General features: G+C 73.0%; 22 protein-coding genes and 1 pseudogene. 11 read left to right on the forward strand and 12 right to left on the reverse strand.

Features of this window, described 5'->3' with window-relative positions:
* Positions 1-20: 20 nt before the first annotated feature.
* The 5 genes and pseudogenes from ACJ9NR_RS35085 to ACJ9NR_RS35105 all read left to right on the forward strand — a co-directional run bounded on the left by ACJ9NR_RS35085 (position 21) and on the right by ACJ9NR_RS35105 (position 2495).
* Positions 21-440: a CBS domain-containing protein gene (locus ACJ9NR_RS35085; protein WP_412490639.1), complete on the forward strand. Its 420-nt coding sequence runs from the start codon at positions 21-23 to the stop codon at positions 438-440.
* A gap of 213 nt (positions 441-653) precedes the next feature.
* Positions 654-833 (forward strand): hypothetical protein, encoded by a 180-nt coding sequence (locus ACJ9NR_RS35090; RefSeq protein WP_412490638.1) that lies wholly within the window; start codon positions 654-656, stop codon positions 831-833.
* A gap of 96 nt (positions 834-929) precedes the next feature.
* Positions 930-1313 (forward strand): annotated as a pseudogene (locus ACJ9NR_RS35095) (sugar phosphate nucleotidyltransferase); the annotation flags it as partial.
* Complete coding sequence (locus tag ACJ9NR_RS35100) at positions 1313-1705, forward strand: dTDP-4-dehydrorhamnose reductase family protein (protein ID WP_412490637.1); 393 nt, start codon at positions 1313-1315, stop codon at positions 1703-1705. The pseudogene ACJ9NR_RS35095 and the gene ACJ9NR_RS35100, both read left to right, overlap by 1 nt.
* Positions 1692-2495, forward strand: coding sequence for a class I SAM-dependent methyltransferase (locus tag ACJ9NR_RS35105; protein WP_412490636.1), 804 nt, complete (start codon positions 1692-1694; stop codon positions 2493-2495). The genes ACJ9NR_RS35100 and ACJ9NR_RS35105 overlap by 14 nt, the downstream gene beginning before the upstream one ends.
* A 274-nt stretch (positions 2496-2769) precedes the next feature.
* On the opposite strand, the gene ACJ9NR_RS35110 is transcribed toward ACJ9NR_RS35105, so the two are convergent.
* The 3 genes from ACJ9NR_RS35110 to ACJ9NR_RS35120 form a co-directional block, all read right to left on the reverse strand.
* The gene (locus ACJ9NR_RS35110) at positions 2770-4725 is read right to left on the reverse strand and encodes a glycosyltransferase family 2 protein (protein ID WP_412512750.1); all 1956 of its coding nucleotides are present in this window, start codon (positions 4723-4725) and stop codon (positions 2770-2772) included.
* 116 nt (positions 4726-4841) lie between these two features.
* Complete coding sequence (locus ACJ9NR_RS35115) at positions 4842-5426, reverse strand: hydrolase (RefSeq protein WP_412490634.1); 585 nt, start codon at positions 5424-5426, stop codon at positions 4842-4844.
* Between the two features lie 74 nt (positions 5427-5500).
* Positions 5501-5962 carry a MarR family winged helix-turn-helix transcriptional regulator gene (locus tag ACJ9NR_RS35120; protein WP_412490633.1) on the reverse strand — a complete coding sequence of 154 codons (462 nt, stop codon included), beginning with the start codon at positions 5960-5962 and terminating at the stop codon, positions 5501-5503.
* Between the two features lie 200 nt (positions 5963-6162).
* On the opposite strand from ACJ9NR_RS35120, the gene ACJ9NR_RS35125 reads away from it, so the two are divergent.
* Positions 6163-6663, forward strand: a complete 501-nt coding sequence (locus ACJ9NR_RS35125) for a metallophosphoesterase family protein (RefSeq protein WP_412490632.1) — start codon at positions 6163-6165, stop codon at positions 6661-6663.
* Between the two features lie 104 nt (positions 6664-6767).
* Positions 6768-7583, forward strand: coding sequence for an MFS transporter (locus ACJ9NR_RS35130; RefSeq protein WP_412490631.1), 816 nt, complete (start codon positions 6768-6770; stop codon positions 7581-7583).
* Positions 7584-7871: 288 nt separating this feature from the next.
* On the opposite strand, the gene ACJ9NR_RS35135 is transcribed toward ACJ9NR_RS35130, so the two are convergent.
* From ACJ9NR_RS35135 to ACJ9NR_RS35165, 7 genes are all read right to left on the reverse strand, one after another.
* A complete protein-coding gene (locus tag ACJ9NR_RS35135; protein WP_412490630.1) occupies positions 7872-8579 on the reverse strand; it encodes an SRPBCC family protein in 708 nt (235 codons plus the stop codon).
* A gap of 10 nt (positions 8580-8589) precedes the next feature.
* Positions 8590-9699 (reverse strand): XdhC family protein, encoded by a 1110-nt coding sequence (locus ACJ9NR_RS35140; RefSeq protein ID WP_412490629.1) that lies wholly within the window; start codon positions 9697-9699, stop codon positions 8590-8592.
* On the reverse strand, positions 9692-10810 hold the full coding sequence (locus ACJ9NR_RS35145; RefSeq protein WP_412490628.1) for a vWA domain-containing protein: 1119 nt from the start codon (positions 10808-10810) through the stop codon (positions 9692-9694). Before ACJ9NR_RS35145 ends, ACJ9NR_RS35140 begins: the two co-directional genes overlap by 8 nt.
* Before the next feature lie 575 nt (positions 10811-11385).
* Complete coding sequence (locus tag ACJ9NR_RS35150) at positions 11386-12174, reverse strand: AAA family ATPase (protein WP_434056975.1); 789 nt, start codon at positions 12172-12174, stop codon at positions 11386-11388.
* 123 nt (positions 12175-12297) lie between these two features.
* Positions 12298-13152 (reverse strand): FAD binding domain-containing protein, encoded by an 855-nt coding sequence (locus tag ACJ9NR_RS35155; RefSeq protein WP_412490627.1) that lies wholly within the window; start codon positions 13150-13152, stop codon positions 12298-12300.
* Complete coding sequence (locus ACJ9NR_RS35160) at positions 13149-15512, reverse strand: xanthine dehydrogenase family protein molybdopterin-binding subunit (protein ID WP_412490626.1); 2364 nt, start codon at positions 15510-15512, stop codon at positions 13149-13151. The genes ACJ9NR_RS35155 and ACJ9NR_RS35160 overlap by 4 nt, the downstream gene beginning before the upstream one ends.
* Positions 15509-15979, reverse strand: a complete 471-nt coding sequence (locus ACJ9NR_RS35165) for a (2Fe-2S)-binding protein (RefSeq protein ID WP_412490625.1) — start codon at positions 15977-15979, stop codon at positions 15509-15511. The genes ACJ9NR_RS35160 and ACJ9NR_RS35165 overlap by 4 nt, the downstream gene beginning before the upstream one ends.
* Positions 15980-16208: 229 nt before the next feature.
* Here ACJ9NR_RS35165 and ACJ9NR_RS35170 point away from each other — a divergent pair, with 229 nt between their 5' ends.
* Together ACJ9NR_RS35170 and ACJ9NR_RS35175 are read left to right on the forward strand one after the other, a co-directional pair.
* Positions 16209-18326 (forward strand): GTP-binding protein, encoded by a 2118-nt coding sequence (locus tag ACJ9NR_RS35170; protein ID WP_412490624.1) that lies wholly within the window; start codon positions 16209-16211, stop codon positions 18324-18326.
* A 93-nt stretch (positions 18327-18419) separates the two neighbouring features.
* Positions 18420-20282 (forward strand): endoglycosylceramidase, encoded by a 1863-nt coding sequence (locus tag ACJ9NR_RS35175; RefSeq protein WP_412490623.1) that lies wholly within the window; start codon positions 18420-18422, stop codon positions 20280-20282.
* Between the two features lie 85 nt (positions 20283-20367).
* On the opposite strand, the gene ACJ9NR_RS35180 is transcribed toward ACJ9NR_RS35175, so the two are convergent.
* Positions 20368-21624 (reverse strand): YncE family protein, encoded by a 1257-nt coding sequence (locus ACJ9NR_RS35180; RefSeq protein ID WP_412490622.1) that lies wholly within the window; start codon positions 21622-21624, stop codon positions 20368-20370.
* A gap of 205 nt (positions 21625-21829) precedes the next feature.
* On the opposite strand from ACJ9NR_RS35180, the gene ACJ9NR_RS35185 reads away from it, so the two are divergent.
* Positions 21830-22492 (forward strand): TetR/AcrR family transcriptional regulator, encoded by a 663-nt coding sequence (locus tag ACJ9NR_RS35185; protein ID WP_412490621.1) that lies wholly within the window; start codon positions 21830-21832, stop codon positions 22490-22492.
* 311 nt (positions 22493-22803) lie between these two features.
* Here ACJ9NR_RS35185 and ACJ9NR_RS35190 read toward each other — a convergent pair whose 3' ends face one another.
* Complete coding sequence (locus ACJ9NR_RS35190; RefSeq protein WP_412490620.1) at positions 22804-23169, reverse strand: nuclear transport factor 2 family protein; 366 nt, start codon at positions 23167-23169, stop codon at positions 22804-22806.
* A gap of 171 nt (positions 23170-23340) precedes the next feature.
* Between ACJ9NR_RS35190 and ACJ9NR_RS35195 the strand changes: the two genes are divergently transcribed.
* Positions 23341-23637 carry a hypothetical protein gene (locus tag ACJ9NR_RS35195; RefSeq protein WP_412490619.1) on the forward strand — a complete coding sequence of 99 codons (297 nt, stop codon included), beginning with the start codon at positions 23341-23343 and terminating at the stop codon, positions 23635-23637.
* The last annotated feature ends 41 nt before the right edge of the window (positions 23638-23678 follow it).

A 23678-nucleotide genomic window follows, 5' to 3' on the forward strand; every position in this document is an offset into this window, starting at 1 on the left:
GATCGAGCAGGAGGTACGTCATGACCCAGCACGTCAGCGACATCATGACCGCCGCCCCGGCGACCGTGGAGCCCCAGGCCTCCGTGACAGCCGTGGCCCGTGTCATGCGCGATCAGGACCTCGGGGCCGTCCTGGTCACGGACGGCGACCGGCTGCGCGGTCTGGTCACCGACCGCGACCTGGTCGTGCGGTCCCTCGCCGAGGGCACCGACCCCGGACGGACCACCGCGGCCGCCCTGTGCAGCGAGGACCTGGTGACCGTGCGCTCCGACGACGAACTCGACCGCGCCGTACGGCTGATGCGCGAGCACGCCGTACGGCGGGTCCCCGTCGTCGACGACGGTCGCCCGGTCGGCATGCTCGCCCTCGGCGACCTGGCCATCGAGCGCGACCCGGAGTCCGCGCTCGGTGACATCAGCGCCGCGCGCCCCAACACCTGAGCGCCCCGGACCTGAGCACCCGGGCGGGGGTTCCGCACGACGGCGGGCCGCCGCGGACCGGATCGCGTCCGCGGCCCCGGGCCGAAGGCGACGGCGGCAGCGCGGCCCCGGCGGGACCCCCGGGGGCGGCCTCCTCCCGGACGGCGGCGGTTTCGTCCGGCTGCGGCGGGGGACCCGAAAACGGGCATCGACGTAGAAAGAGGATGAGTCACCGTGAGCGCGCAGACCACTGAGAAGCTCGTGACCCGTCGACCGGAGACCGGCTGGTCCAAGGCGCGGCGCCTGCGGGGCAAGGGCGTCGTACGGACCTGCGTCCCGGCCGTCCCCGAGAGCGGTGGGACCCGGACGGAGCAGTACGGCCCGGAGGGGAACATCGTCCGCGGCGAGGACTGAAGCACCGCAGGAGCGGCCCACGGGGACGGCGCGGTCTTACCGAGAACCAACCTTGCGAACGTTCGCCGTACGGTGATCGACGCTAGGGTGAAGCAGATGAAGGCTCTCGTGCTGTCCGGCGGCGCCGGTACCCGATTGAGGCCGATCACGCACACATCGGCCAAGCAACTCGTCCCCGTGGCCAACAAGCCCGTGCTCTTCTACGGACTGGAATCCATCGCCGAGGCCGGCATCACCGAGGTCGGCCTCATCGTCGGTGACACCGCCGCGGAGATCCAGGAAGCGGTGGGCGACGGATCGAAGTTCGGGCTGGACATCACCTACCTGCCCCAGGAGCGGCCCCTGGGACTGGCCCACGCGGTACTCATCGCGCGGGACTGGCTGGGCGACGACGACTTCGTCATGTACCTCGGCGACAACTTCATCGTCGGCGAACGGCTTGGCTCCACGGGGCCCACGGGCGTAGTTTCGTCCGCACGATGATCGACCTGGAGCCACGTCGCGACACCCTCGGCGTCCTCGGAGACCAGCGCGGGCAGCCCACGTGGAGCGCGGACGTCACCGGACGCCTCGCCGTACCGGGCCCGCACCCGGGGGCGCGGCGCGGGTGCTGTTCGCCATGCCCCCGGCTCCGGCGAGGCCGGCCGGTACAACCGGCCCGCGAGATCTTCAGGGGCCCGGGCACCGGACCCGGCCGGAAGCGGCCCGTGCGCAGCGGGGCCGTGGCCCGGCCCGCGCCCCGGCCCGCGTACGGCGCCCCTGCCCCCGGCCGCCGGCAGGAGTTCGGCCTGCCGCCCCAGCGCGACCGGCGGGCCACCCTGCACGGAGTTCTTACCCTGATCCGCAAGGAGTCCCTTCGTGAAACGCCATGAGTTCCTGCGGGAACTGCACAAGGTCACCGCAAACCGCAACTACCTGGAGATCGGAGTCAACGACGGCCGTAGCCTCACGCTGTCGCGCGTCCCCAGCATCGCGGTCGACCCCGCTTTCAAGGTGGTCACGGAGATCAAGTGCGACGTCCACCTGGTGAAGGCCACCAGTGACGACTTCTTCGCCCGCGACAACCCGCTGCAGCATCTGCGCGGCGGCCGGCACCCCGTGCGCAACCTGCGCCGGGGCCGCAGCCCCCTCGGGTACTGGCGGCGCACCACGCTCGACCTGGCCTTCATCGACGGCATGCACCTGTTCGAGTACGCGCTGCGGGACTTCATGAACGTCGAGAAGCACGCCGACTGGGCCAGCGTGATCGTGCTCGACGACATGCTGCCGCGCAGCATCGACGAGGCGGCCCGCGACCGCCACACCACGGCCTGGACGGGCGACGTCTACAAGGTCATCGAGATCCTGAGCCGCTACCGGCCCGACCTCGAGCTGGTCCTCGTCGACACCCAGCCCACCGGCCAGCTCGTCGTCTTCGGCGCGGACCCCGACAACACCGTGCTGAAGGACAAGTACGACGAGATCATGGCCGAGTTCGAGGTGCCCGATCCGCAGAAGGTGCCCGAAGCCGTCCTGGAGCGGGTCAAGGCGGTCAAGCCGGAGACACTGATGGGAGCCGACTTCTGGCGGCCCATGGTCCGCGCCCGCAACCGCGGCCTGAGCCGGTCCCGCGGCTGGAAGGCGCTGAGCTCGGCCCTGGAGCCCCTCGCGGTCGGCCGCTGAGCCCGCGGCGGCTTCCCGTAACAGGAGGCGGTGCGCGCCTCGTACGACGGCAGCGCTCCCGCCCGCTGTGTCCCGGCCGGTGCCTCGGCGCCGACCACCGGTGGCAGCAGCGGGCGGAGGCCCCCAGGTCAGGACGCCGGGGCCGTCGTCGGGGCGTGCCGCCCCCACCGCGTACACAGGGTGACGTGCCCTCCGGGCGTCGGTCCCGGGGGACCCGGGGCCGTGGTGCCACCGGGTGCTCCGTGCGGACACGGCCCCGTGACCGCGCGCTCTGTCACGCCTTCCCGGCTCCGGTCCCCGGCCTGGCGCGCAGGCCGAGGAGAACGGCGAGTCCGCGCCGCGTCCTGCGGGCCAGCCGTCGTACGACCGACCGCTGCGGAGCCCGTACCACCTTCACCGAGCGGCCGTCCGCGCGCAGGGCGAGCGGCAGCGGCAGGAAGCGCCGCTCCGCGGCGTCGGGGGCCGCGCACAGGGCGGTCCGCCAGGTCGTGTCGCCGAGGTCGGCGACGGGCAGGTCGGCCTCCAGCACGGCCCCGTCCCCGGCCGGGGAGAGCGTGCCGGGCGTCTCGACGGACCGGCCGGGGGCGGTGAGCCGCAGCAGGACCGCCGTGCCGGCCGGCACGTGCAGCGGCAGCGGTGCGCGCAACCGGTTCCCCGACAGGTCGACGGAGCCGGGGGCGAGGCGGTCCAGCCCCAGCCGCTTGCCCGCGCGGTCGACGTCCAGGGAGAGATGGCCGTGCCGGTCGGTCCAGTACGGCAGCACCACGTGTCCGCCCACGACGGCGGCGGACGTGGCGGCGTGGGCCTTGCGCGGGCCCGGTCCGACGCGGGTCTCCTTGCTCCAGCCGGCCACCCTGGCACGGGCGTAGGTGTCCCACAGGCCGGTGCGCAGCGGTGTGCCGTCCACCGCGCCGGCGGGGTCGAGGGCGGCCGTCGCGTGCAGCATCAGCCGGACCTGCCCGGTGTCCTCGACGGGCACGATCTCGCGGGTGACCTCGACCGGCTGGAAGTACTGGGCGGAGCTGGAGCGTTTGCGCACCAGCAGGTCCAGGCGCGCCTGCCCGAACCGGGCGACGGTGTCGGCGCACACCCAGGCGATCGCCTCCTCGGTGCTTCCGGGCGGTCCGTCCAGCGGGGCCGGAACGCCGCCCCCGGGGAACGTCAGCGGCGTGCCGCCTGAGGTGAGTTCGGCGACGTAGTCGAACCTCAGCGTGCCGTCCCGCCACTCGGGGGTGCCGGGCCGGGCGCTCAGTTCGAGGCCGGCCTCCCACTCGGCGAAGGCCACCAGGTCGTCGTACCGGTAGGCGCTGATCAGCGCGGCCACGACCTGCTGCGTGGGCGGCAGCCCGGCGGCGACGGCGGGGCCGAAGCGCTCGGTGACGACGTGGTGGATCTCCTCGAACTGCCTGCGCCGGTAGTCGTCGGGCATGGCGAGGAACCGCCCGGCACGCATCCGCTCGACCATCTCGACGCGCAGCCAGCGGCGGTAGAGGCCGTCGCGTACGGGCCCCGGCTCGGTGTACCGCTCGACGACGTCGAGCGCCTCCCGCAGGTTCTTGAAGTACCCGACCGGGTCGAAGCGCTGGAAGCCGGCGTTGGAGGAGTCGTCGCGGCGGACGTGGTAGTAGCAGACGTAGTCGCCGAGGACGGAGACGTTCGCCGCGCGCAGATACGCCTCCACCACGAAGACATGGTCCTCGAGGCGCCGCTTGCCCTCGGGGAAGCGGAGGCCGATGGCGTCGAGGAAGGCCCGGCGGAACATCTTGTGCGGGGTGAGGCTGTCGATGAGCGGGGCGTTCGTGACGCTCGCGCGCGGCCGGTTGCGCCGGAACAGCTCCACCGGCACCCCGCGGCCCTGGCCGGCCATCTTGCCGACGACGACGTCCGCGCCGTTCGCCACGCCGTAGTCGTACATCCGCTCCAGGGCCTCGTCGCCGAGGTGGTCGTCGTTGTCGACGAACATCACGTACTCGCCCCGCGCCGCGGCGATGCCGACGTTGCGGGGCTTGCCCGACCAGCCGGAGTTCTCCTGGTGGATCACCCTGACCCGGGTCTCGTCCGCGGCGAGCGCGTCGAGCCGGGCCGGGGTCTCGTCGGTGGACCCGTCGTCGACGAAGATCACTTCGTACTCGTCGGGCGGGAGGGACTGCCTGAGCAACGAGGAGACGCAGTCCTCGATGTAGGGTCCCGGGTTGTAGACGGGGACGATGACGCTGACCTTGACCGACATCGTGCTCCGGGCCCCCTCGGGTAGCTCGCCGGCTGCGGGTACGGGTGGCCAGATGCTATCTCCGACGGGGACTTCGTCCCACTCCGGGGCCTTCCGGTCGCGTCCCGGCGGGTCGGTCAGGGGTGGGTCTTGGCCAGCAGTTCCAGGATCTCGGCCGTGGTGCCCCGCTCGCCCAGGCGCGGGAAGATCCGCTCGACGCTGTTGCGGTGGGCCTCGGGGTCCAGATCGGTCATCGCGTCGGTGGCCAGCGTGACGTGGTAGCCGTGCTCGTGGGCCGCGCGGGCGGTGGACTCCACGCCGATGCTGGTGGCGACGCCGGTCAGCACGATCTGCGTGACACCGCGCCGGCGTAGCTGGACGTCGAGGTCGGTGCCGTGGAAGGCGCCCCAGTTGCGCTTGGTGACGCTGATGTCCCCGGGGTGACCGGCGAGTTCGCCGACGACGACGTCCCAGCCCGCGGGGCGGGCGCCGGCCGGACGGGAGGCCTCGGTGCGGCCCGGTACGGCGTCGGCGCCGTCGTCCGTGAAGGAGACGCGCACCAGGACCACGGGCAGGTCACGGGCGCGGAAGGCGTCGGCGAGCTCGGCCGTTCGAGTGACGACCTCGGCGGTGGCGTACGGCTGGGCGGGCGCGGCCACGACGCCGGCCTGGAGATCGATCACGACGAGGGCCGTGCGCGGGTCGAGGGCGGTGACGGTCATGGAGCAGGCCTTTCGGGGGTTCGGGTGTGTTCGGTGAACGGCCGGGCACGCGGTGGTCGGGAAACGCGGCGGCGTCACGGCCCGGTCAGGCGCTCCAGCAGCGCGAGTCCCTCAAGGACCGTGCGCCGCTCCTCCTCGGTGAAGCGGTCCTGCAGGGCGCGGGCCAGCCACTCCTCGCGCGCCTGCCGGTCGCCCTCGACCCGCTGCCGGCCCGTGTCGGTCAGCGTGACGAGCTGGCGGCGGCCGTCGTGGGGGTCGGGAGTGCGCCGGATCAGACCGTGCCGGTCCAGGGCGGCGAGCGTGGTGGCCATCGACTGCGGCCGTACGCCCTCGGCGACGGCGAGCGCGCTCGCCGTCGCGGCCCCGTGCTTGGCGATCAGGGTGAGGGCGGAGACCTGGGGCGGCGTCAGCTCCTCGCTCTTGGCGACCTCCCTGATCCGGCGGCGCAGCCGGCTGAAGACGACTCGCAGGTCGCGTGCCGCGCGGGCGGCGGAGTCGGAGATTGCCTCGGTGGGGCCGGCGGCCTTTCCGTTCATGGCTCCACGGTAGGCCCGTCAGGGAAAACTGTCCAGTCCAGTCTGAACAGTTCAGCCTGTTCATCTCCGCCGGACGCTCTCGACGCGGCCTGCCGTGCGGGGTCGTGGGGCCGGCCGCAAGCCATGACCCCGTACCAGGACCGGCCGGCGCACCGGGCGGCCCGCTCGGCCCGCGCCGCCGCCCTGCCTAGGCTGTCGCCGTGCGCCTGCTGCTGACGACCGACACCCACCTGCCCAAGCGCGCCAAGGAGCTCCCCGCCCGGCTGCTGGCCGAGCTCCCGCGCGCCGACGTCGTGTTCCACGCCGGGGACTGGGTCGACACCGACACCCTCGACCTGCTGCAGACCCGCTGCCGCAGACTGGTCGGCGTCCACGGCAACAACGACGGGCCGGCGCTGCGGTCCCGGCTGCCCGAGGTGGCGTACGCCGAACTCGGCGCGCTGCGCTTCGGGTGCGTGCACGAGACGGGCCCGGCGCAGGGCCGCGAGGCGCGCTGCGCAGCCCGCTTCCCGGACCTCGACGTGCTGGTCTTCGGGCACAGCCACATCCCGTGGGACACCACCGCCCCGGGCGGCCTGCGGCTGCTCAACCCCGGTTCGCCGACCGACCGCCGCCGGCAGCCCCACTGCACCTACATGACCGCCACCGTGGCCGACGGCCTGCTCACGGACGTGGAACTGCACCGGCTGCCCCGCCGGTAGCCGCCCGTTCCGCCGCCCCCGGGGGCGGGCACCCGGCAGCGGCGACCGCCGGTGGGCGTCCGGCGTGCGGCGGCGTTGTCAGACCTGCCTGTTACCAAGGAATCATGAGCGGATCACCGGCAACGCACCTACGACGCGCCGTGAGCCCGGTACGGCACGGGGGCTCGCCGCGCACCGTCCTGCTCGTGATGTGCGCCGGGTACTTCCTGGTGCTGCTCGACGTCACCATTGTCAACGTCGCGCTGCCCGACATCGGTTCGGGCCTGGGCACCGGAGTCGGCGGCCTGCAGTGGGTGGTGGACGGCTACGCGCTGGCGCTGGCCGCGCTGATGCTGACCAGCGGGACGGTGGGTGACCTCCACGGGCACCGCAGAGTGGTGCTCGCCGGTCTCGTCGTCTTCGGAGCGGGCTCGCTGGCCTGCGGACTCGCCCCTGACGTACCCGTGCTCGTCGCCGCCCGCGTGGTCCAGGGCGTGGGCGCGGCCCTGCTGCTGCCGGGCACGCTGGCGATCATCAGCCGCGCGTTCCCCGACCGGGCCGCGCGGGCGCGGGCGCCGGAGAGCCGGATGGCACAACGCGTTTCGTGCGCGGGTTCCACGCCGTCGCGCTGGGTGCCGCCGGCCTGTACGCGGCCGCCGCGGCGCTGGCGCTGGTCGTCCTGCACGGAGCGCTGCTGCCGGGCGGTGGCGAGAGGTGATCCGGGCGGCGCGGCTCAACAGGATCCGGGCCGCTCCACACGAAGGGAAGCGGCCCGGGCGCTGCGAGTGTGCGTTGTCACGGACCTCCTTCCCGCAGAAGGTGCTGTGTGCGCGGAGGCACTGGCGCCTCCGTTGTGCGCCGACTACCCCTCTCTCCGCGACTCACACACGAGAATCCGGTGGATCCGGCCCGCCGTCCGGCTGAACTGGACCGTGTGCTGATCGACGCGGCACTCGTACGCCGGCTGCTGGAGACCCGGTTCCCGCGATGGGCGCACCTGCCGGTCGCCCCGGTCCCGCAGTCCGGCATGGACGACGCCAGCTCCCGGCTCGGGGACGAGCTGTCCGTGCGGTTGCCGCGCCACGCCCGCTGGGCCGGGCAGGTGGAGCGCGGGCACCGCCGGCTGCCGCGTCCGGCCGGCGCCGATCACCGGGACACCGAGGGCCGACCCACCCGGCCGCGCGGTGCCGGCGCCGGGCACCGGGTCCTGACCCTCCCGCCGTCAGGTGTCAGCGCCGCTGCCTCAGCAGTCTCCGAAGCCCCACCACCGCCAGGACGACCACGGCGATCGCCGCCGCTCCCAGGGCCGCCCGCCTGGCCACCGGCAGCCCGGCCGCGCGGAGCAGGTCGAGCGGCTCCGCCGGCGCAGCCGGTTCCTTCGCAGCCGCGGTCCGCCCGCCCGCCGGGGCCTGCTCGCCCGAGGCGACCTGCCCGCCCTCCGGCGCCCGCTCACCGGCCGGCGCTCGTTCGGCCGCCGCCTGCTCCTCCTCAGCCGGCGTGCCGATCCGCTGGGACAGGCAGTCGGCGAACTGGCCGATGAGCCGGTCGCCGACCTCCGCCATCACGCCGCGCCCGAACTGCGCCGGACGGCCGGTCACCGTCAGATCGGTCCGCACCGACACGGCCGTACCGCCGTCGCGCCCGGCCATCGTGGCGGTCACCTTGGCGCGTGCGGTGCCCTGGCCGCGGGTCTCCCGGCCGCTGGCGGTCAGCACCATGCGGTGCGCGGACTCGTCCTGCTCCTCGAAGACGGCGGTGCCCTTGTAGGTCACGGTGACCGGACCCACCTTCACCTTCACCGAACCGGTGACGGTCTTGCCGTCGTAGTCCTCGACGGTCGCCCCGGGCATGCACGGCGCGACGCGCTCGATGTCCAGGAGCGTCCCCCAGGCGTCGTCGACCGGCACCGGCACGGTGAACTCGTGGTGCAGTTCCATGACTTGCCTCCTACGGGCGTTGCGTCGGGGGATGGATCGCGCCACCGGTGGCGGTCAGCGGGGCTCCGGTTCCGCCCCAGCGCAGCGAGACGATCTCCGCGGCGACGGACACGGCGACCTCCTCGGGCGTACGGGCACCGAGATCGAGACCGACCGGAGAGCGCAGCCGGGCCAGTTCGGCCCGGGTGAGACCGGCCTCGACCAGACGCTCCGTCCGGTCGTCGTGTGTGCGGCGGCTGCCCATCGCCCCGATGTACGCGGCCGGCCGGCGCAGCGCCTCCTCCAGCAGCGGCACGTCGAACTTGGGGTCGTGGGTGAGGACGCAGATCACCGTGCGTTCGTCGGTGCTGGTGTCGCGCAGGTAGCGGTGGGGCCAGTCGGCGACCACCTCCACGGCGTCCGGGAAGCGCTTGGGCGTGGCGAACACCGGGCGGGCGTCGCAGACCGTGACCCGGTAGCCGAGGAAGGTGCCGATGCGGGCGACCGCGGCCGCGTAGTCGATCGCCCCGAAGACCAGCATGCGAGGCGGTGGGGCGAAGGAGTGCAGGAAGACGGTGACCGCGTCCTCGCGGCGCTCGCCGTGGGGGCCGTAGTGGCGCAGGCCCGTGGCGCCGAGGGCGAGCTCGCCGCGCGCGTCGGCGGTGACGGCCACGTCCAGGCCGGTCGATCCCAGCGTGCCGGACACCCTGTCCGGCCACACGGAGAGGGTGGCCCCGATCGGCGCGGGCCCGTCCGTCACCGTGGCCACGGTCACCGGCCGGCCCGCGGCGACGGACTCCGCGACGTCCGCGAAGCCCGGATCGCTCGCCCGGGTGACGGGCCGGATGAGCAGCGTGATCTCGCCCCCGCAGGTGAGCCCGACCGCGAAGGCGTCCTCGTCGCTGTAACCGAAGGTCTCCAGCCGCGCCCGGCCGCTGTCCACCACCTCCTTGGCGAGCTCGAACACCGCGCCTTCCACGCAGCCGCCCGACACGCTTCCCACCACCTCGTCGCCGGGCCCCACCGCCATGGCCGCGCCGGGGTCGCGCGGTGCGCTGCGGCTGACGGTGACGACGGTGGCGAGGCCGAACGGGGCTCCCGCCGCGTACCACTCACCGAGGGCCGGGAGGATGTCACGCACGATCGGCTCCTTCCACGGGGGGCCGCTCGGCCCCGCGTACCACGGCTGCCAGCTGTTCCAGCGCCGCCAGGCTGTGGCCCGCGACGAAGGCGTCCACGTTCGGCAGCGCCGCCGCCATCCCGGCGGCCAGGGGCGCGTAACCGGGTCGCGCCTTGAGGGGGTTGGCCCAGACCACCCGGTACGCCAGTCGCCGCAGGCGGCGCATCTGGGCCGCGAGCAGTTCCGGGTCACCGCGCTCCCAGCCGTCGGACAGCACCACCACGACCGCCCCGCGCGCCATGCCCCGCTGCCCCCAGCGGTCCAGGAACTCGCGCAGCAGTTCCCCGAGCCGGGTACCCCCGCGCCAGTCGGGTACGGCCGCCGCGAGGGCGGTCATCGCCAGGTCCGGGTCGCGGTGCGACAGTTCGCGGGTCACCCGGGTCAGCCGGGTGCCGATCGTGAAGACCTCCGTACGGCTGCCCCGGGCGGCCGCGTGCGCGAAGCGCAGCAGCGCGTCGGCGTACGGTGCCATCGAGCCGCTGACGTCCACGAGCAGCACGACCCGCCGTGGCCGGTCGGTCCGGGCGTGCCGCCGCAGCCGCGCCGGCTCCCCGCCGCGCCGCAGCAGTTCACGGACCGTGCGGTGCGGGTCGACCTCGCCGCGCCGGGCCGGCCGCCGGCGCGCTGTCCGCCGTACGTCGCCGCGCAGCGCGAAGGCGGCCAGCAGACGGCGCAGCTGCTCACGTTCGGCGGAGTCCAGGTCGGCGACGTCACGGTGGCGCAGGGTCTCGGAGGAACTGGCGAGCGTGGCCGCGGGCGGTGCCTGCGGGTCCTCCTCCCGGGCGGCCGGGCCGGGCGCGGGACTCTCCCGTACGACCAGCCGGGTCCGCGGCGGGGGAGCGGCGGTCGCCGCCCGCCCGGCCGGCAGGCCGCCTCCGAAATAGGCGGCGAACACCCGCTCGTAGCGCTCGAGGTCGTCCCGCCCGCCGCACAGCGTCAGCCGTCCCGCCCAGTACACGTCGGCCCGCACCCCGGGCCGCAGCTCGTCCACCGCCCGCAGAAAGGCGTACACCCGCTCGGCGCTCGCGCCGACACCGGCCGCCCGCAGGGCACGCGCGAACCCGACCAGCACGGCGTCGGCCTGCCCGTTGCCCCGCCGGTCCCCACCGCGTCCGCCGTCCCCACCGTGTCCGCCGTCCGGCCCGTGTCCGCCGTCTCGTGCGGGCCCGCCTTCCGGCCCGTGCCCGCCGGCGGGTCCGTGTCCGCTCTCCGGCCCGGGTTCGCTGCCGGGCTCGTGCGGCCCGCCTCCGCTTTCGGGACCGAGCGCGCTGCCCGGCTCGTGTCCGCTGTCTGATCCGTGCCCGCTGCCCGGCTCGTGTCCGCTGTCCGGCCCGGGTTCGCTGCCGGGCTCGTGCGGCCCGCCTCCGCTTTCGGGACCGAGCGCGCTGCCCGGCTCGTGTCCGCTGTCTGATCCGTGCCCGCTGCCCGGCTCGTGTCCGCTGTCCGGCCCGGGTTCGCTGCCGGGCTCGTGCGGCCCGCCTCCGCTTTCGGGACCGAGCGCGCTGCCCGGCTCGTGCCCGCTGCCCGGCCCGTGCCCGCCGTCCGCTCGGTGCCCGCTATCCGGCCGGTGCCCGCTTTCCGGCCCGCGCCCCCCGTCCGCTCCGTGCCCGCCGTCGCGTTCTCGTCCCGTGCCGTCCGCCACCGTTTTCACGCTCCCCGTGCCGCGAGCACCGCGGCCAGGTCGAGGCCGGCGGCCCGCTCCACGTCCTCGCGGTACTTCAGGACCGAACCCAGCGTGGCCACCGCCAGCTCCGCGTCGACCTCGCTCGCGCCCAGCGCGGCCAGGGCCTCGGTCCAGTCGATCGTCTCGGCGACCCCCGGCGGTTTGAGCAGGTCCTGGGAGCGCAGCGCCTGCACCAGCGTGGTCACCTGCTCCGCGAGCCGCGCCGAGACACCGGGCAGCCGCTGCCGGACGATGGCGAGTTCACGGGCGAAGCCCGGGTGGTCGAACCAGTGGTACAGGCAGCGCCGCTTCAGCGCGTCGTGCACCTCGCGGGTGCGGTTGGAGGTCAGCACCACCACCGGGGGCACCTCGGCGCGCAGGGTGCCCAGCTCCGGGATCGTGACGGAGAACTCCGACAGCAGCTCCAGCAGGAACGCCTCGAACTCGTCGTCCGCGCGGTCGATCTCGTCGACCAGCAGCACCGACGGCTGCGTCTCCAGCGCCTTCAGCAGCGGCCGGGCGACCAGGAAACGCCGGTCGTACAGCTCGCCCTCCAGACGCTCGGCGTCCGTGACGCCGGCCGCCTCCGCGGCCCGCAGATGCAGCAGCTGACGGGGGAAGTCCCAGTCGTACAGGGCCTGTGAGGCGTCGATGCCCTCATGGCACTGCAGCCGGATCAGCGGCGCGCCGAGCGCCTCGGCGAGGGCGGACGCCAGCGCGGTCTTGCCCACGCCCGCGTCGCCCTCGCAGAAGATCGGCCGGTGCAGCCGCACGGCCAGGAAGCAGGCCGTGGCCAGCCCGTCGTCGACGAGGTACCCCGTCTCCTCCAGGCGGGCCCGTACCTGCTCCGGGCCGTCGATGTCCGCGCTCGGGTCGTGCTTGTGCGTGATCGGTCCTCACCCCATTCCGGCGGCGGCCAGGACCGCCCGCCTGGTGAGTACCCGCGCGAGGTGCTCGCGGTACTCGGGGGAAGCCGACATGTCCTGCGCCGCGTGCGTCCCCTCGGCCGCCGCCTCGCTGGCCCGTGCGACGGCCGCGGCGTCCCCGGCACCGGTCAGGGCCTGTTCGGCGGCCGAGGCGCGCAGCGGGGTCGAACCCATGTTGGTCAGGCCGACCCGCGCCTCCGCGATGTGCCCGTCGTCGCGCCGTACCAGCGCGGCCACGCCGACGATCGCGTAGGCCTGCGCCACCCGGTGGAACTTCTCGTAGTGGAAGCCCCAGCCGTCCGCCTTCGGCACCCGTACCTCCACCAGGAGTTCGTCGGGTGCCAGCGCGGACTGCAGGTAGTCGACGAAGAACTCACGGGCCGGGATGGTGCGCCGCCCGCTCGGGCCCAGCACCACCAGTTCGCCGTCGAGGGCCAGTACCACCGCGGGCAGATCGGCCGCCGGATCGGCGTGCGCGAGCGAGCCGCCGAGGGTGCCGCGGTGGCGTACGGCGGGGTCCGCGACCGTCGCCGTGGCGGACGACAGCAGGGCCGCGTGCCGGCGGACCAGCGGATCGTGGATGACATCGTGGTGCGTGGTCATGGCGCCGATGACGAGCGTGTCGCCGTCCTCGCGCACCCCGCGCAGTTCGCCGACGCGGCCGACGTCCACGACCAGCTCGGGAAAGGCCAGCCGCAGCCGCATCAGCGGCAGCAGGCTCTGCCCGCCGGCCAGTACCTTCGCCTCGTCGCCGGCCTCGGCGAGGGTGCGCACCGCCTCGTCGACCGTGGCCGGCCGGGCGTAGTCGAATGCCGGGGGAATCATGCCTGGGCCTCCCTCACCGCTCGCCAGACCCGCTCCGGGGTGCAGGGCATCCTGATGTCGTCGACCCCCAGCGGACGCAGCGCGTCCACGATCGCGTTGACCACGGCGGGCGTCGACGCGATCGTCCCGGCCTCGCCGACCCCCTTGACGCCGAGGGGGTTGGAGGTGGCCGGTGTCTCGGTCCGGTCGGTGGTGAACTCGGGCAGGTCCGCCGCCGAGGGCACGAAGTAGTCCGCCATCGTGCCGGAGACGAGGTTGCCCTCGTCGTCGTACACGGCCTCCTCGTACAGCGCCTGCGCGATGCCCTGCGCGAGGCCGCCGTGCACCTGTCCCTCGACGATCATCGGGTTGACGACCTTGCCGACGTCGTCCACGCAGACGTAGGAGCGGATGCGTGTCTGCCCCGTCTCGGTGTCGACCTCGACGGCGCACAGGTGGGTGCCGTGCGGGTAGGAGAAGTTCTCCGGGTCGAGCAGGTGCTCGGCGTTGATGCTGGGCTCGACGCCGTCCGGCAGGTCGTGCGAGGTGAAGGTCTCGAAGGCGATCTCCTGGATCGTCCTGCGGGCCTCCGGGGAGCCCTTCACGGAGAACACGCCGTCCGTGAAGTCCAGGTCCTGCTCGCTCGCCTCCAGGAGGTGGGCGGCCACCTTGCGCGCCTTGTCGACCACCTTCCGCGCCGCGTGGTGGACGGCGGACCCGCCCACGACCAGCGACCGCGACCCGTAGGTGTCCATGCCCTGCGGGGACGCCTTGGTGTCGCCGTGCACCACTTCGACGTCCTCGAACGGCACGCCCAGCACGTCGGCGGCGATCTGGCTCCAACTCGTCACGTGCCCCTGGCCGTGCGGGCTGGTGCCGGTGACCACCTCGACCTTGCCGGTGGGCAGCATCCGGATGCTCGCCGCCTCCCAGCCGCCGGCCGCGTACCTGAGGTCGCGCAGCACCCGGCTCGGCGCGAGTCCGCACATCTCGGTGTACGTCGACACGCCGATGCCGAGGCGGACGGCGTCCCCGCGGCGATTGCGGTCGGCCTGCTCCGCACGCAGCTTGTCGTAGTCGAACAGCGCGAGGGACTTCTCCGTGGCGGCCTCGTAGTTCCCGCTGTCGTAGGTCAGGCCCGCGATCGAGGTGTGCGGGAACTCCTCGTGCCGGATCCAGTTGCGGCGCCGCAGTTCCACGGGGTCCATGCCGAGTTCGGCGGCCAGGTCGTCCATGATGCGTTCGATGGCGTACGTCGCCTCCGGGCGCCCCGCGCCGCGGTAGGCGTCGGTGGGCGTCCGCGTGGTGAAGACGCCGGTGCAGGTGAAGTCGTAGGAGTCCATCTTGTAGATGGCCGGGTACATGAAGGCGCCCAGGATCGGGATGCCCGGGGTGACGAGCATCAGGTACGCGCCCATGTCGGTCAGCAGGTCGACCTTGAGGCCGAGCAGCTTGCCGTCCCGGTTCGCGGCGATCTCCAGGTCCTGGATCATCCCGCGGCCGTGGTGGGTGGCCAGGAAGCCCTCGGAACGGGACTCGGTCCACTTCACCGGCCGGCCGATCCTCCGCGCGACGGCGAGGGCGAGGGCCTCCTCGCCGTACACCTGGAGCTTGGAGCCGAAGCCGCCGCCGACGTCGGGGGCGATCACCCGGATCTTGTGCTCGGGGATGCCGGTGACCACGGCCATCATGACGCGCAGGATGTGCGGGATCTGCGTGGCGGAGTACAGCGTGTACTCGCCCGACGCGGCGAGCGGGGTGGCGACGACCGCGCGCGGCTCCATCGCGTTGGGGATGAGCCGCTGGTGGTGGTAGCGCCGTTTGAGGGTGACCTCGGCGCGCTGCCGCACGGAGTCGAAGTCCTCGCCCGTCTTCAGCGGCCAGACGTAGCTGCGGTTGGTGCCCTTGTCGGAGTGGACCAGGGGGGAGTCCTCGGCGAGCGCCGCCTCCAGGTCCAGGACCGGGGGCAGCGGCTCGTAGTCGACCTCGATCGCTTCCAGGGCGTCGGCGGCGGCATACCGGTCGCGGGCCACCACGAGGGCGACCGGGTCGCCCGCGTGGCGCACCTCGTCGACGGCCATCGGCGGGTGGTCGGGCAGCACGATGTCCTCGGTGACGGGCCAGGCGCAGGGCAGGGAGCCGAGGCCCTCGGCGAGGTCGGCGCCGCTGAACGCCGCGATGACGCCGGGGCGTTCGAGCGCCGGCGAGACGTCCACACGGGTGAGGCGGGCGTGCGCCATCGGGCTGCGCAGGATCGCCATGTGCAGCAGTCCGTTGACGCTGATGTTGTCGGTCCAGTTGGTCTGGCCGGTGATCAGCCGGGCGTCCTCCTTGCGGGCCCGGGCGCGGCCGACCTCGGGTTCCACGGCCTGGTCGGTCATGCCGGGACCTCCTCTTCGGAGGCGGCCTGTACGGCCCGCACGATGTTCTGGTAGCCGGTGCAGCGGCAGAGGTTGCCCTCGAGGGCGTGGCGGATCTCGTCCGCGGTGGGGTGCGGGTGCTCGCGCAGCAGGTCGCGGGCGGCCATCAGCATCCCCGGGGTGCAGTAGCCGCACTGCAGGGCGTGCTTCTCGTGGAAGGCACGCTGGAGGGTGGTCAGCTCGCCGTCGCGGGCGAGTCCCTGGACGGTGGTCACCTCCCCGCCGTCGGCCTGTACGGCGAGCACGGAGCAGCTCTTGACGCTCATGCCGTCCAGCTCGACCGTGCAGGCCCCGCAGTTGGAGGTGTCGCACCCGATCGGGGTGCCGGTCAGACCGAGGCGGTCGCGCAGGTAGTGGACGAGGAGAAGACGAGGTTCCACGTCGTCCTCGTACGTCGTTCCGTCCACCTTCACCGAGATGTGGGTCATTGGCCCTCCCAGGACCACGGGGACGTGATGTTCGTCACTCTATGACCGGGCCGGGACGACGGCGAGTGCTGGGGCCCAGTTCGTTGAGCGTTAATCCATTGCCGCCGTGGGCCGGGCTCTGCTGGACTTTCCCGCGTACCGTCGCCGCGCGATCCGGGAGAAGCAATGCGCACACCTCTCATGTCCACCCAGGAAGGAACGACCCCCTCTTTCAAGGACATGAAGCTTCGTGCACATGCTCAATCTCGGCATCCTCGCGCACGTGGACGCGGGTAAGACCAGCCTCACCGAGCGGCTGCTGCACACGGTCGGGATCACCGACGAGATCGGCAGCGTCGACGCCGGCAGCACCCGCACCGACACCCTCGCGCTGGAGCGCCGCCGCGGCATCACCATCAAGTCTGCGGTCGTCTCGTTCGCGATCGGGGACACCACGGTCAACCTCATCGACACCCCAGGCCACCCCGACTTCATCGCCGAGGTGGAGCGGGTGCTCGGCGTGCTCGACGGCGCCGTACTGGTGGTCTCGGCCGTCGAGGGCGTCCAGGCCCAGACCCGGGTCCTGATGCGGACCCTCCAGCGGCTGCGCATCCCGACCCTGCTGTTCGTCAACAAGATCGACCGCCCCGGCGCCCGCCACGAGGGCGTCCTGCGCCAGATCGGCGACCGGCTCACACCGGCGGCCGTGCCGACGGGAACGACCGGGGCCCTGGGGACGCCGGGCGCCTGGTTCCGTCCGGGGCTCGGCATGGAGGCGCTGGAAGTGCTGGCCGACCACGACGAGGAGCTGCTGGCCGCGTACGTGGAGGGAGGCACCGCTTTCGCGGAGGCGGGCGCCGCGGGCGCGGCCCGGGGCGCGACCGGTGCGGTGCGGGACGAGGCCGGTGCCGGGCCGGGTGCGAGGGATGCCGGACGTGCGGTGGACCTGCGGGATCGGCGCGGGCGGGCGGAGGCCGGTGGCGTGTCGCACGACGCCCTGCGCGCGGCCCTGATCGCCCGGACCCGCCAGGCCCTCGTCCACCCGGTCTACTTCGGCTCCGCCATCACCGGCGCCGGCGTGGACGCCCTGATCGCCGGTGTCAGGGAACTCCTGCCCCCGGCCGACGGCGACCCCGAGGGGCCGGTCTCGGGCTCGGTCTTCAAGATCGAGCGGGGCCCGGCGGGGGAGAAGGTGGCGTACGCCCGGATGTTCTCCGGGACCCTGCGCACCCGCGACCGCGTCCCCTTCTCCCACACCCGCCAGGAGGGCAGGGTCACCGCGATCAGCGTGTTCGACCAGGGTGCCGACGTGCGGGCCGACGCGGTGCCCGCGGGCCGGATCGCCCGGCTGTGGGGCCTGACCGGCATCAGGATCGGCGACGCGATCGGTGAGCCGCGCACGGCGTACGAGCGCTTCTTCGCCCCGCCGACGCTGGAGACGGTGGTCGTCCCCGGCCCGGGTGTGGACGGCAGGAAGCTCCACCTCGCGCTGGCACAGCTCGCCGAACAGGACCCGCTGATCGACCTGCGCCACGACGAGGTGCGCCAGGAGACCGCGGTGTCCCTGTACGGCGAGGTGCAGAAGGAGGTCATCGAGGCCACCCTCGCGGAGGAGTTCGGGCTCGTGGTCTCCTTCCGCGAGACCACGACCATCTGCATCGAACGGCCCTCCGGCTCGGGCGCGGCGGTGGAGTTCAACAAGAAGGACCCCAACCCCTTCCTCGCCACCGTCGGCCTGCGTGTCGACCCGGCGCCGGCCGGCTCGGGCGTGGACTTCCGCCTGGAGGTGGAGCTGGGCGCCATGCCGTACGCCTTCTTCAAGGCCGTCGAGGACACCGTCCGGGAGACGCTCGGCCAGGGTCTGCACGGCTGGCAGGTCACCGACTGCACGGTCACGATGACCCACTCGGGCTACTCGCCCCGGCAGAGCCATGCCCACCAGGGCTTCGACAAGAGCATGTCGAGCACGGGCGCGGACTTCCGCGGGGTGACCCCGCTGGTGCTGATCGAGGCGCTGCGGCGGGCGGGCACGGTGGTGTACGAGCCGATGCACCGCTTCCGGCTCGAGGCACCGGCCGACACGCTGGGTGCCCTGCTGCCGGTGCTGGCCGCGCTGCGGGCCGTACCGCGGACGACCGGGACACGGGGCGCCGCCTGCCTGCTGGAGGGCACGGTGCCGGCCGGCCGGGTGCACGGACTGGAGCAGCGGCTGCCCGGACTGACGGGCGGCGAGGGCGAGCTGGAGAGCGCCTTCGACCACTACGCACCGGTTGCTCAGGGAGTGGTCCCCGAGCGCCCGCGCACCGACCACAACCCCCTCAACCGCAAGGAGTACCTGCTGAACGTCACGCGCCGGGTGGGCGGTTGAGCCGGGGCGCGGAAGCTCGCGGCCGAGATCCTGATACTTACTCAGCAGTCAGAAGTATTGACGGTGTCAGGACATCGCCGGACTGTAGTGGACATGCCGAATATCCGGGCACGTCTGCTCGTTGTTCTGGTTGTCCTCCTCGGATCACTGACGGTGGCGGGCGGCGGCGCGCCGCCCGCCACCGCCGCCCCCCTCCCCGGCTCCCTCTGGTTCGACGGGACGCCGCTCGTCGTACGCGACGGCGGATTCGTGGACGGCGAGGGCCGCGACGTGGTGCTGCGCGGCTACGACGTCTCCGGTGAGACCAAGCTGGAGGAGAACGGCGGCCTGCCGTTCGCCTCGGTGGCCGACGCGAGGAAGTCGGCGGCCGCGCTGCGCGCGCTGGGCGGCGGCAACTCGGTCCGCTTCCTGCTCTCCTGGGCCCATGCCGAGCCCGCCCGGGGAGCGGTCGACACGGCCTACCTGGCCGCCGCCACCGACCAGATGCGGGCCTTCCTCGACGCCGGCATCCGCGTGTACCCCGACTTCCACCAGGACCTCTACTCCCGCCACCTCTTCGACACGGGCAGCTGGTACACGGGTGACGGCGCCCCCGGATGGGCCGTGGCGCTGGGGGGTTACCCGAAGGAGTCCTGCGGGATCTGCCTGTTCTGGGGCCAGAACATCACCCAGAACCAGGCCGTGACCGAGGCCCAGTACGACTTCTGGCACAACGACCACGGCCTGCAGGACGCCTTCCTCGACACCGCGCAGCAGACCATGGCCTACGTCGAACAGCACCTGAGCGAGGCGGAGTTCGCGGGCGTGGTCGGCTTCGACCCGTACAACGAGCCCTACGCCGGCACCTACGACCCGGGCCGGACCAGCCGCACCTGGGAACAGGGCCTGCTGTGGCCGTTCTACGAGAGGTTCCGGGCCCGGATGGACGCGGCCGGCTGGCGGGACAAGCCCGCCTTCGTCGAGCCGAACCTCTTCTGGAACGCGAACATCGACTCCCAGAAGCAGGAGGGCGGCCTGCTGGACGCGGGCACGCTCGGCCCCGGCTACGTCTTCAACACCCACTTCTACGACCAGAAGGCCATCTCCGGGATCCTGATGTGGGGCAACGCCTCCGACGGCCAGTACGCCACCGACTTCGCCGCGATCCGCGACCGCGCCTCGGCCGCCGGAACGGCCGCGGTCGTCAGCGAGTTCGGGCATCCGCTGTCCGGCACGGTGTCCGGCAAGGCCCCGACGGTCGACAAGGCCATGTACCAGGCGCTGGACTCCCGCGTCCCCGGGGCGGGTTGGTGGAACGACCCGGCCGCCTCCGGCCGGGTGCTCTCCGGCAACCAGTGGCAGTGGGACATCTACAGCGGGCGCCATCACGAGCTCATGAACGACAACCCCGGCAAGGTACGGACGTCGGGCGACGCCTGGAACGACGAGGACCTCTCCGCCGTGCGGCTCGACGACTCGGGCGCGGTGACACTGCGTCAGGACGCCCGGCTGCTGGACCGCGTCTACCCGAGCGCCACCGCCGGCACGACGCTCGCCTTCACCTACGAGGACCGCTCCCGCGACGGTTCCACGACCCTGACCTGGAATCCGGTACCGGGATCACTGCCGAACGTGTCCCGGCTGGTCGGCTCCGGCCAGTACGGCCTGCTCGTCTGGCGCTCGGCCCCCGGCACGGCCCCCACCGAACTCCACCTGCCCGCCTCGTTCCCGGCCTCGGCCACCACGGTGGTCTCCGACCTGGGCACGGCGTACGCCCCGCCCCCCTACTCCGCGTCGGCCCCGATCGCCGTGGCCCCCGAACCGGGCGGCACGTCCAGCCGCCGGCTCCTGCTCACCGACCCGGACTCGGGCGTCGTGCACTACGCCCTGGTGACGAACGGCGCGGCGTCCCCGCCGGCGAGCCTGCTGAGCGCGGCCCGGTCGGAGCTGTCCGCCTGGGCGGCGGCGCGGTTCTGACGGGACGACGAGCGGGTGGAGACCCGGACGGCGGGGACGGCGGGGACGGTGCCGGACGGCCGCGTCCGGCACCGTCCGCCGGGGCTCAGTGACCGGACGGCCCCGTCCAGTCGGCCCGCACATGCCCGAGCCGCACGCGCTGCGGATGGTCACCGACGGCGACGGACGTGACCTTCCGCCCGGTCGCGAAGTCGATCGCGGTGACCTTGTCGGCGCCGCTCTCGGAGATGATGCAGTCCTTGCCGTCGCCGCTGACCGTGGCCCAGTAGGGCTTGGACGCGGTGATCAGCGGGCCCTCCTGGAGGGTGGCGCGGTCGACGACCGTCGCGTAGTCGTCCATCGTGCCCGCGACGCACAGCTTGGTGCCGTCCGGGTTCATCGAGATGCCGTGGTGGCGCGAGTCGTTGACCCAGGTGGTGCGGTCCTCGCTGGTCGCCGGGTTCTTGGGCAGCGTCTTCATCCGGGTGATCTTGTCGGTGGCGACGTCGTACTCGAAGAAGCCGTTGAAGAACGACACCTGGAAGTAGAACTTCGACTCGTCGGGTGAGAAGACGGCCGGGCGGATGGCGTCGGAGAAGTCCTTCAGCCCGAACGCGTCCAGCCGCTGGCGCATGTCGATCGTCCTGACCTGCTTGTACGTCGTGGCGTCCACGATCGTGATGTGCCGGTCGCCCTTCGTCCAGTCCCAGGCCGGGTCGTCGAGGGAGGTGTTGACGTCCCCGATGGACATGTTCCAGATGTACTTGCCGTCCTTGGTGAAGATGTTCTCGTGCGGCTTGTCGCCGGTGGCGAACGAGCCCAGTTGCCTGCCGGTGTCGATGTCCAGCACGTGCACGGTGTTCGAGGTCGAGGCGGACACCGCGACCCGGGTGCCGTCGGGGGAGACCGCCATGTGGTCGGAGCGGTAACCGGACACGGGGAAGCGCCAGTTGATGCTGCCGGTGGCGAGGTCGATCGAGACGACGTCGGCGAAGCTGGGCCGGGAGACCACCACCGATCGGCCGTCCGGAGTGGAGTACATGTCGTCCGCGAACTGGTCGTGGCCCTCGCCGACGCCGTTGCGGATCGCCATGAAGTAGACCCACTTGATCGGGTCGGCGTTGATCTCGGCCATCCGCTGGTCCTTGTCCGGGATGACGTTCAGATGGCCGACCTTCGCGAAGTCGCCGCTGGACTTGATGACGTCCGCGGTGCCGTCCCAGTTGTTGCCGACGAACATCACCTCCCGCAGGGCGGCGGCGGGGGCCGGGTCGGCGGCGGTGGCGGCCGTCGCGGGGGCGGCGACGGTCAGGACGAGGGCGGCGGCCACGGAGCAAAGGTGCCTGGGTCTGAAGGCAGGCATGAGTGCTCTCTCCTCTGGAAGCGGGGGGTGGGCGGGGGAAGCGAGGTGCACGTGCGGAGGTGATCAGTGCATGCCAAGCGGAAGACCGGAATCTGAAGTGAGATGCCTTCAGATTCTTACTTACTGGAAAGTAAGGAACGGGCGCCCTTCTCCACAAGACTGCGTACACGACAAAATTGGCGCAGCGGGCGACGAAGGAGGGCCAGTGGCGGGCAGGCTCAAGGCGCCGACCGGGCGGTACGCGGGCAAGACCGCGGCGCAACGGCAGGCCGAGCGGCGCAGGAGGTTCCTGGACGCCGCGCTCGAACTGTTCGGTGCCGACCCCGGTTACCGGGCCACCACGGTCGCGGCACTGAGCGAGGCCGCCGGCCTGTCCACCCGGCAGTTCTACGAGGAGTTCCGCACCCTGGAGGACGTGCTGGCCGCCCTGCACCTGCAGGTCAACGACTGGGCAGAGGAAGCCGTCCTCACCGCGTTCGCCGAGGCCGAGGGCCGGCCGCTGGCCGAGCGCGTCACCGACATCTTCCGCGCCTACGCCGCGTCCGTCACCGGCGACACACGCCGGATACGGATCACCTTCGTCGAGATCATCGGTGTCAGCCCGCGGCTGGAGGAACAGCGTCTCGCCCGCCGCGCCCGCTGGGTGGACCTCCTGTGCGCCGAGGCGGACGCGGCCGCCGCCCGCGGCGAGGCGGCTTTCCGCGACTACCGCATCGCCGCGACGGCCTTCATCGGCAGCGTCAACGGCCTCCTGCACGACTGGAGCGCCGGCTGGGTCGACGCGACGCTGGACGAGGTGGTGGACGAACTCGTCCGGCAACTGCTGGCGATCATGCGGCCCACCGGGTGGTCGGACCCGGCCGGCTGACGGGTGCGGCCGCGCCACCTGGGGGAGCGGCAGCGGCACGGCCCCCGCGGCCCAGACCGGCGTTCGAAGGCGCGGGCACCCGCCGGCCGCTGATCATGGGCTCCCTCCACCGGAGCGGCCCTCGGCCTGGAGACCGTCTCCACCGAGGCCGACCCGGAGTACGGCGCCGGGGCCGGCGACGTGAGCGACCACCGCGCCCGGACGCGCTGATCACATGCCCGGGCGGCGGCCGCGGTGGCGACGGCGCGCCCGGGCCGGTCAGGGGGTCCGGGCCGGTCGGGACCGGACCCGGACCCTCGCCGTCGTGCCTCCTACTCGTCCCATGCCTGGATCAGGATCTCCTCGGCGATCTTGCCGTCGCGCAGCGTCACCATCGACTCGGTGAGGACGCGCGTCCCGTCCGAGTACCGGCACGACTGGCTGTAGGCGGCGTGGTCGCCCTGGATGATGCACTGGTCCACCTTGTGCGTCATGTCCCGGCTGTAGATGTCCTCGAGCAGTGCCCCGATCTCCTCGCGACCGCGCAGGATCCTGGGCTTGCTGGGCTGGGTGTTGCGGTCCACGATGCGTATCTGCGCGTCGTCCGCGTAGAGCGACAGAAGGCCTGTCGCCGTGTGTGCTTCCACGCCCCGGCGCAGCGTGTCGGCGCTGAAGGCGGGAGTTGCCGTGGTCCCCATGGTGACCTCCTCCGAGGGCGCGACCCGACGAGGAGCGGGCCGCGAAGGGCCTCTCCTACGAGGCTCCTCCGCCCTGGCGGACCCGGCAAACGCAGCCGGAACGCTGCCCCTGACGGGTGAGTGACGCACCGTGCCCGTGTCCGTCCGAGGCCCGGCGGCGTTGTGCGGAACATGATCTCAACACGACGTATCGTCGCCGCCGTTGGTCTCGCCGCCGGCGTCACCGCTCTCGCCGCGCCGCTCGCCAGCGCCTCCGACTCGACCATCCAGAACCGGGACGGCAGCGAGCTCAACCCGATCACCGCGATCGACTCGCTCGCCACGGCAGGCATCCCCGCGGACCGCCGGGCCGAGATGCCGCGCCCCTCCGAGCAGATCAACCAGCTCGGCCGCCTGAACAACCTCCAGCAGCTGGACCAGGTCGCGGGCATGGGTGCCGTCGGTCCCGCGCTTCCGGGCGCCTTCTAGCGGGCCGACGTCGCGCGTGTCCCCCCTCCCGGCCGAGGGCC

It is taken from the genome of Streptomyces sediminimaris (assembly GCF_047049295.1).
Lineage (GTDB): Bacteria > Actinomycetota > Actinomycetes > Streptomycetales > Streptomycetaceae > Streptomyces > Streptomyces sediminimaris.

What these genes read in the sequence shown, in the direction of transcription:
- ACJ9NR_RS35120 (WP_412490633.1), bottom strand. Translation starts at nt 5,962, where the DNA reads ATGAACGGAAAGGCCGCCGGCCCCACCGAGGCAATCTCCGACTCCGCC.
- ACJ9NR_RS35110 (WP_412512750.1), bottom strand. Translation starts at nt 4,725, where the DNA reads ATGTCGGTCAAGGTCAGCGTCATCGTCCCCGTCTACAACCCGGGACCC.
- ACJ9NR_RS35190 (WP_412490620.1), bottom strand. Translation starts at nt 23,169, where the DNA reads ATGGGGACCACGGCAACTCCCGCCTTCAGCGCCGACACGCTGCGCCGG.
- ACJ9NR_RS35100 (WP_412490637.1), top strand. Translation starts at nt 1,313, where the DNA reads ATGATCGACCTGGAGCCACGTCGCGACACCCTCGGCGTCCTCGGAGAC.
- ACJ9NR_RS35165 (WP_412490625.1), bottom strand. Translation starts at nt 15,979, where the DNA reads ATGACCCACATCTCGGTGAAGGTGGACGGAACGACGTACGAGGACGAC.
- ACJ9NR_RS35135 (WP_412490630.1), bottom strand. Translation starts at nt 8,579, where the DNA reads ATGGAACTGCACCACGAGTTCACCGTGCCGGTGCCGGTCGACGACGCC.
- ACJ9NR_RS35175 (WP_412490623.1), top strand. Translation starts at nt 18,420, where the DNA reads ATGCCGAATATCCGGGCACGTCTGCTCGTTGTTCTGGTTGTCCTCCTC.
- ACJ9NR_RS35195 (WP_412490619.1), top strand. Translation starts at nt 23,341, where the DNA reads ATGATCTCAACACGACGTATCGTCGCCGCCGTTGGTCTCGCCGCCGGC.
- ACJ9NR_RS35155 (WP_412490627.1), bottom strand. Translation starts at nt 13,152, where the DNA reads ATGATTCCCCCGGCATTCGACTACGCCCGGCCGGCCACGGTCGACGAG.
- ACJ9NR_RS35160 (WP_412490626.1), bottom strand. Translation starts at nt 15,512, where the DNA reads ATGACCGACCAGGCCGTGGAACCCGAGGTCGGCCGCGCCCGGGCCCGC.
- ACJ9NR_RS35130 (WP_412490631.1), top strand. Translation starts at nt 6,768, where the DNA reads ATGAGCGGATCACCGGCAACGCACCTACGACGCGCCGTGAGCCCGGTA.
- ACJ9NR_RS35115 (WP_412490634.1), bottom strand. Translation starts at nt 5,426, where the DNA reads ATGACCGTCACCGCCCTCGACCCGCGCACGGCCCTCGTCGTGATCGAT.
- ACJ9NR_RS35085 (WP_412490639.1), top strand. Translation starts at nt 21, where the DNA reads ATGACCCAGCACGTCAGCGACATCATGACCGCCGCCCCGGCGACCGTG.
- ACJ9NR_RS35180 (WP_412490622.1), bottom strand. Translation starts at nt 21,624, where the DNA reads ATGCCTGCCTTCAGACCCAGGCACCTTTGCTCCGTGGCCGCCGCCCTC.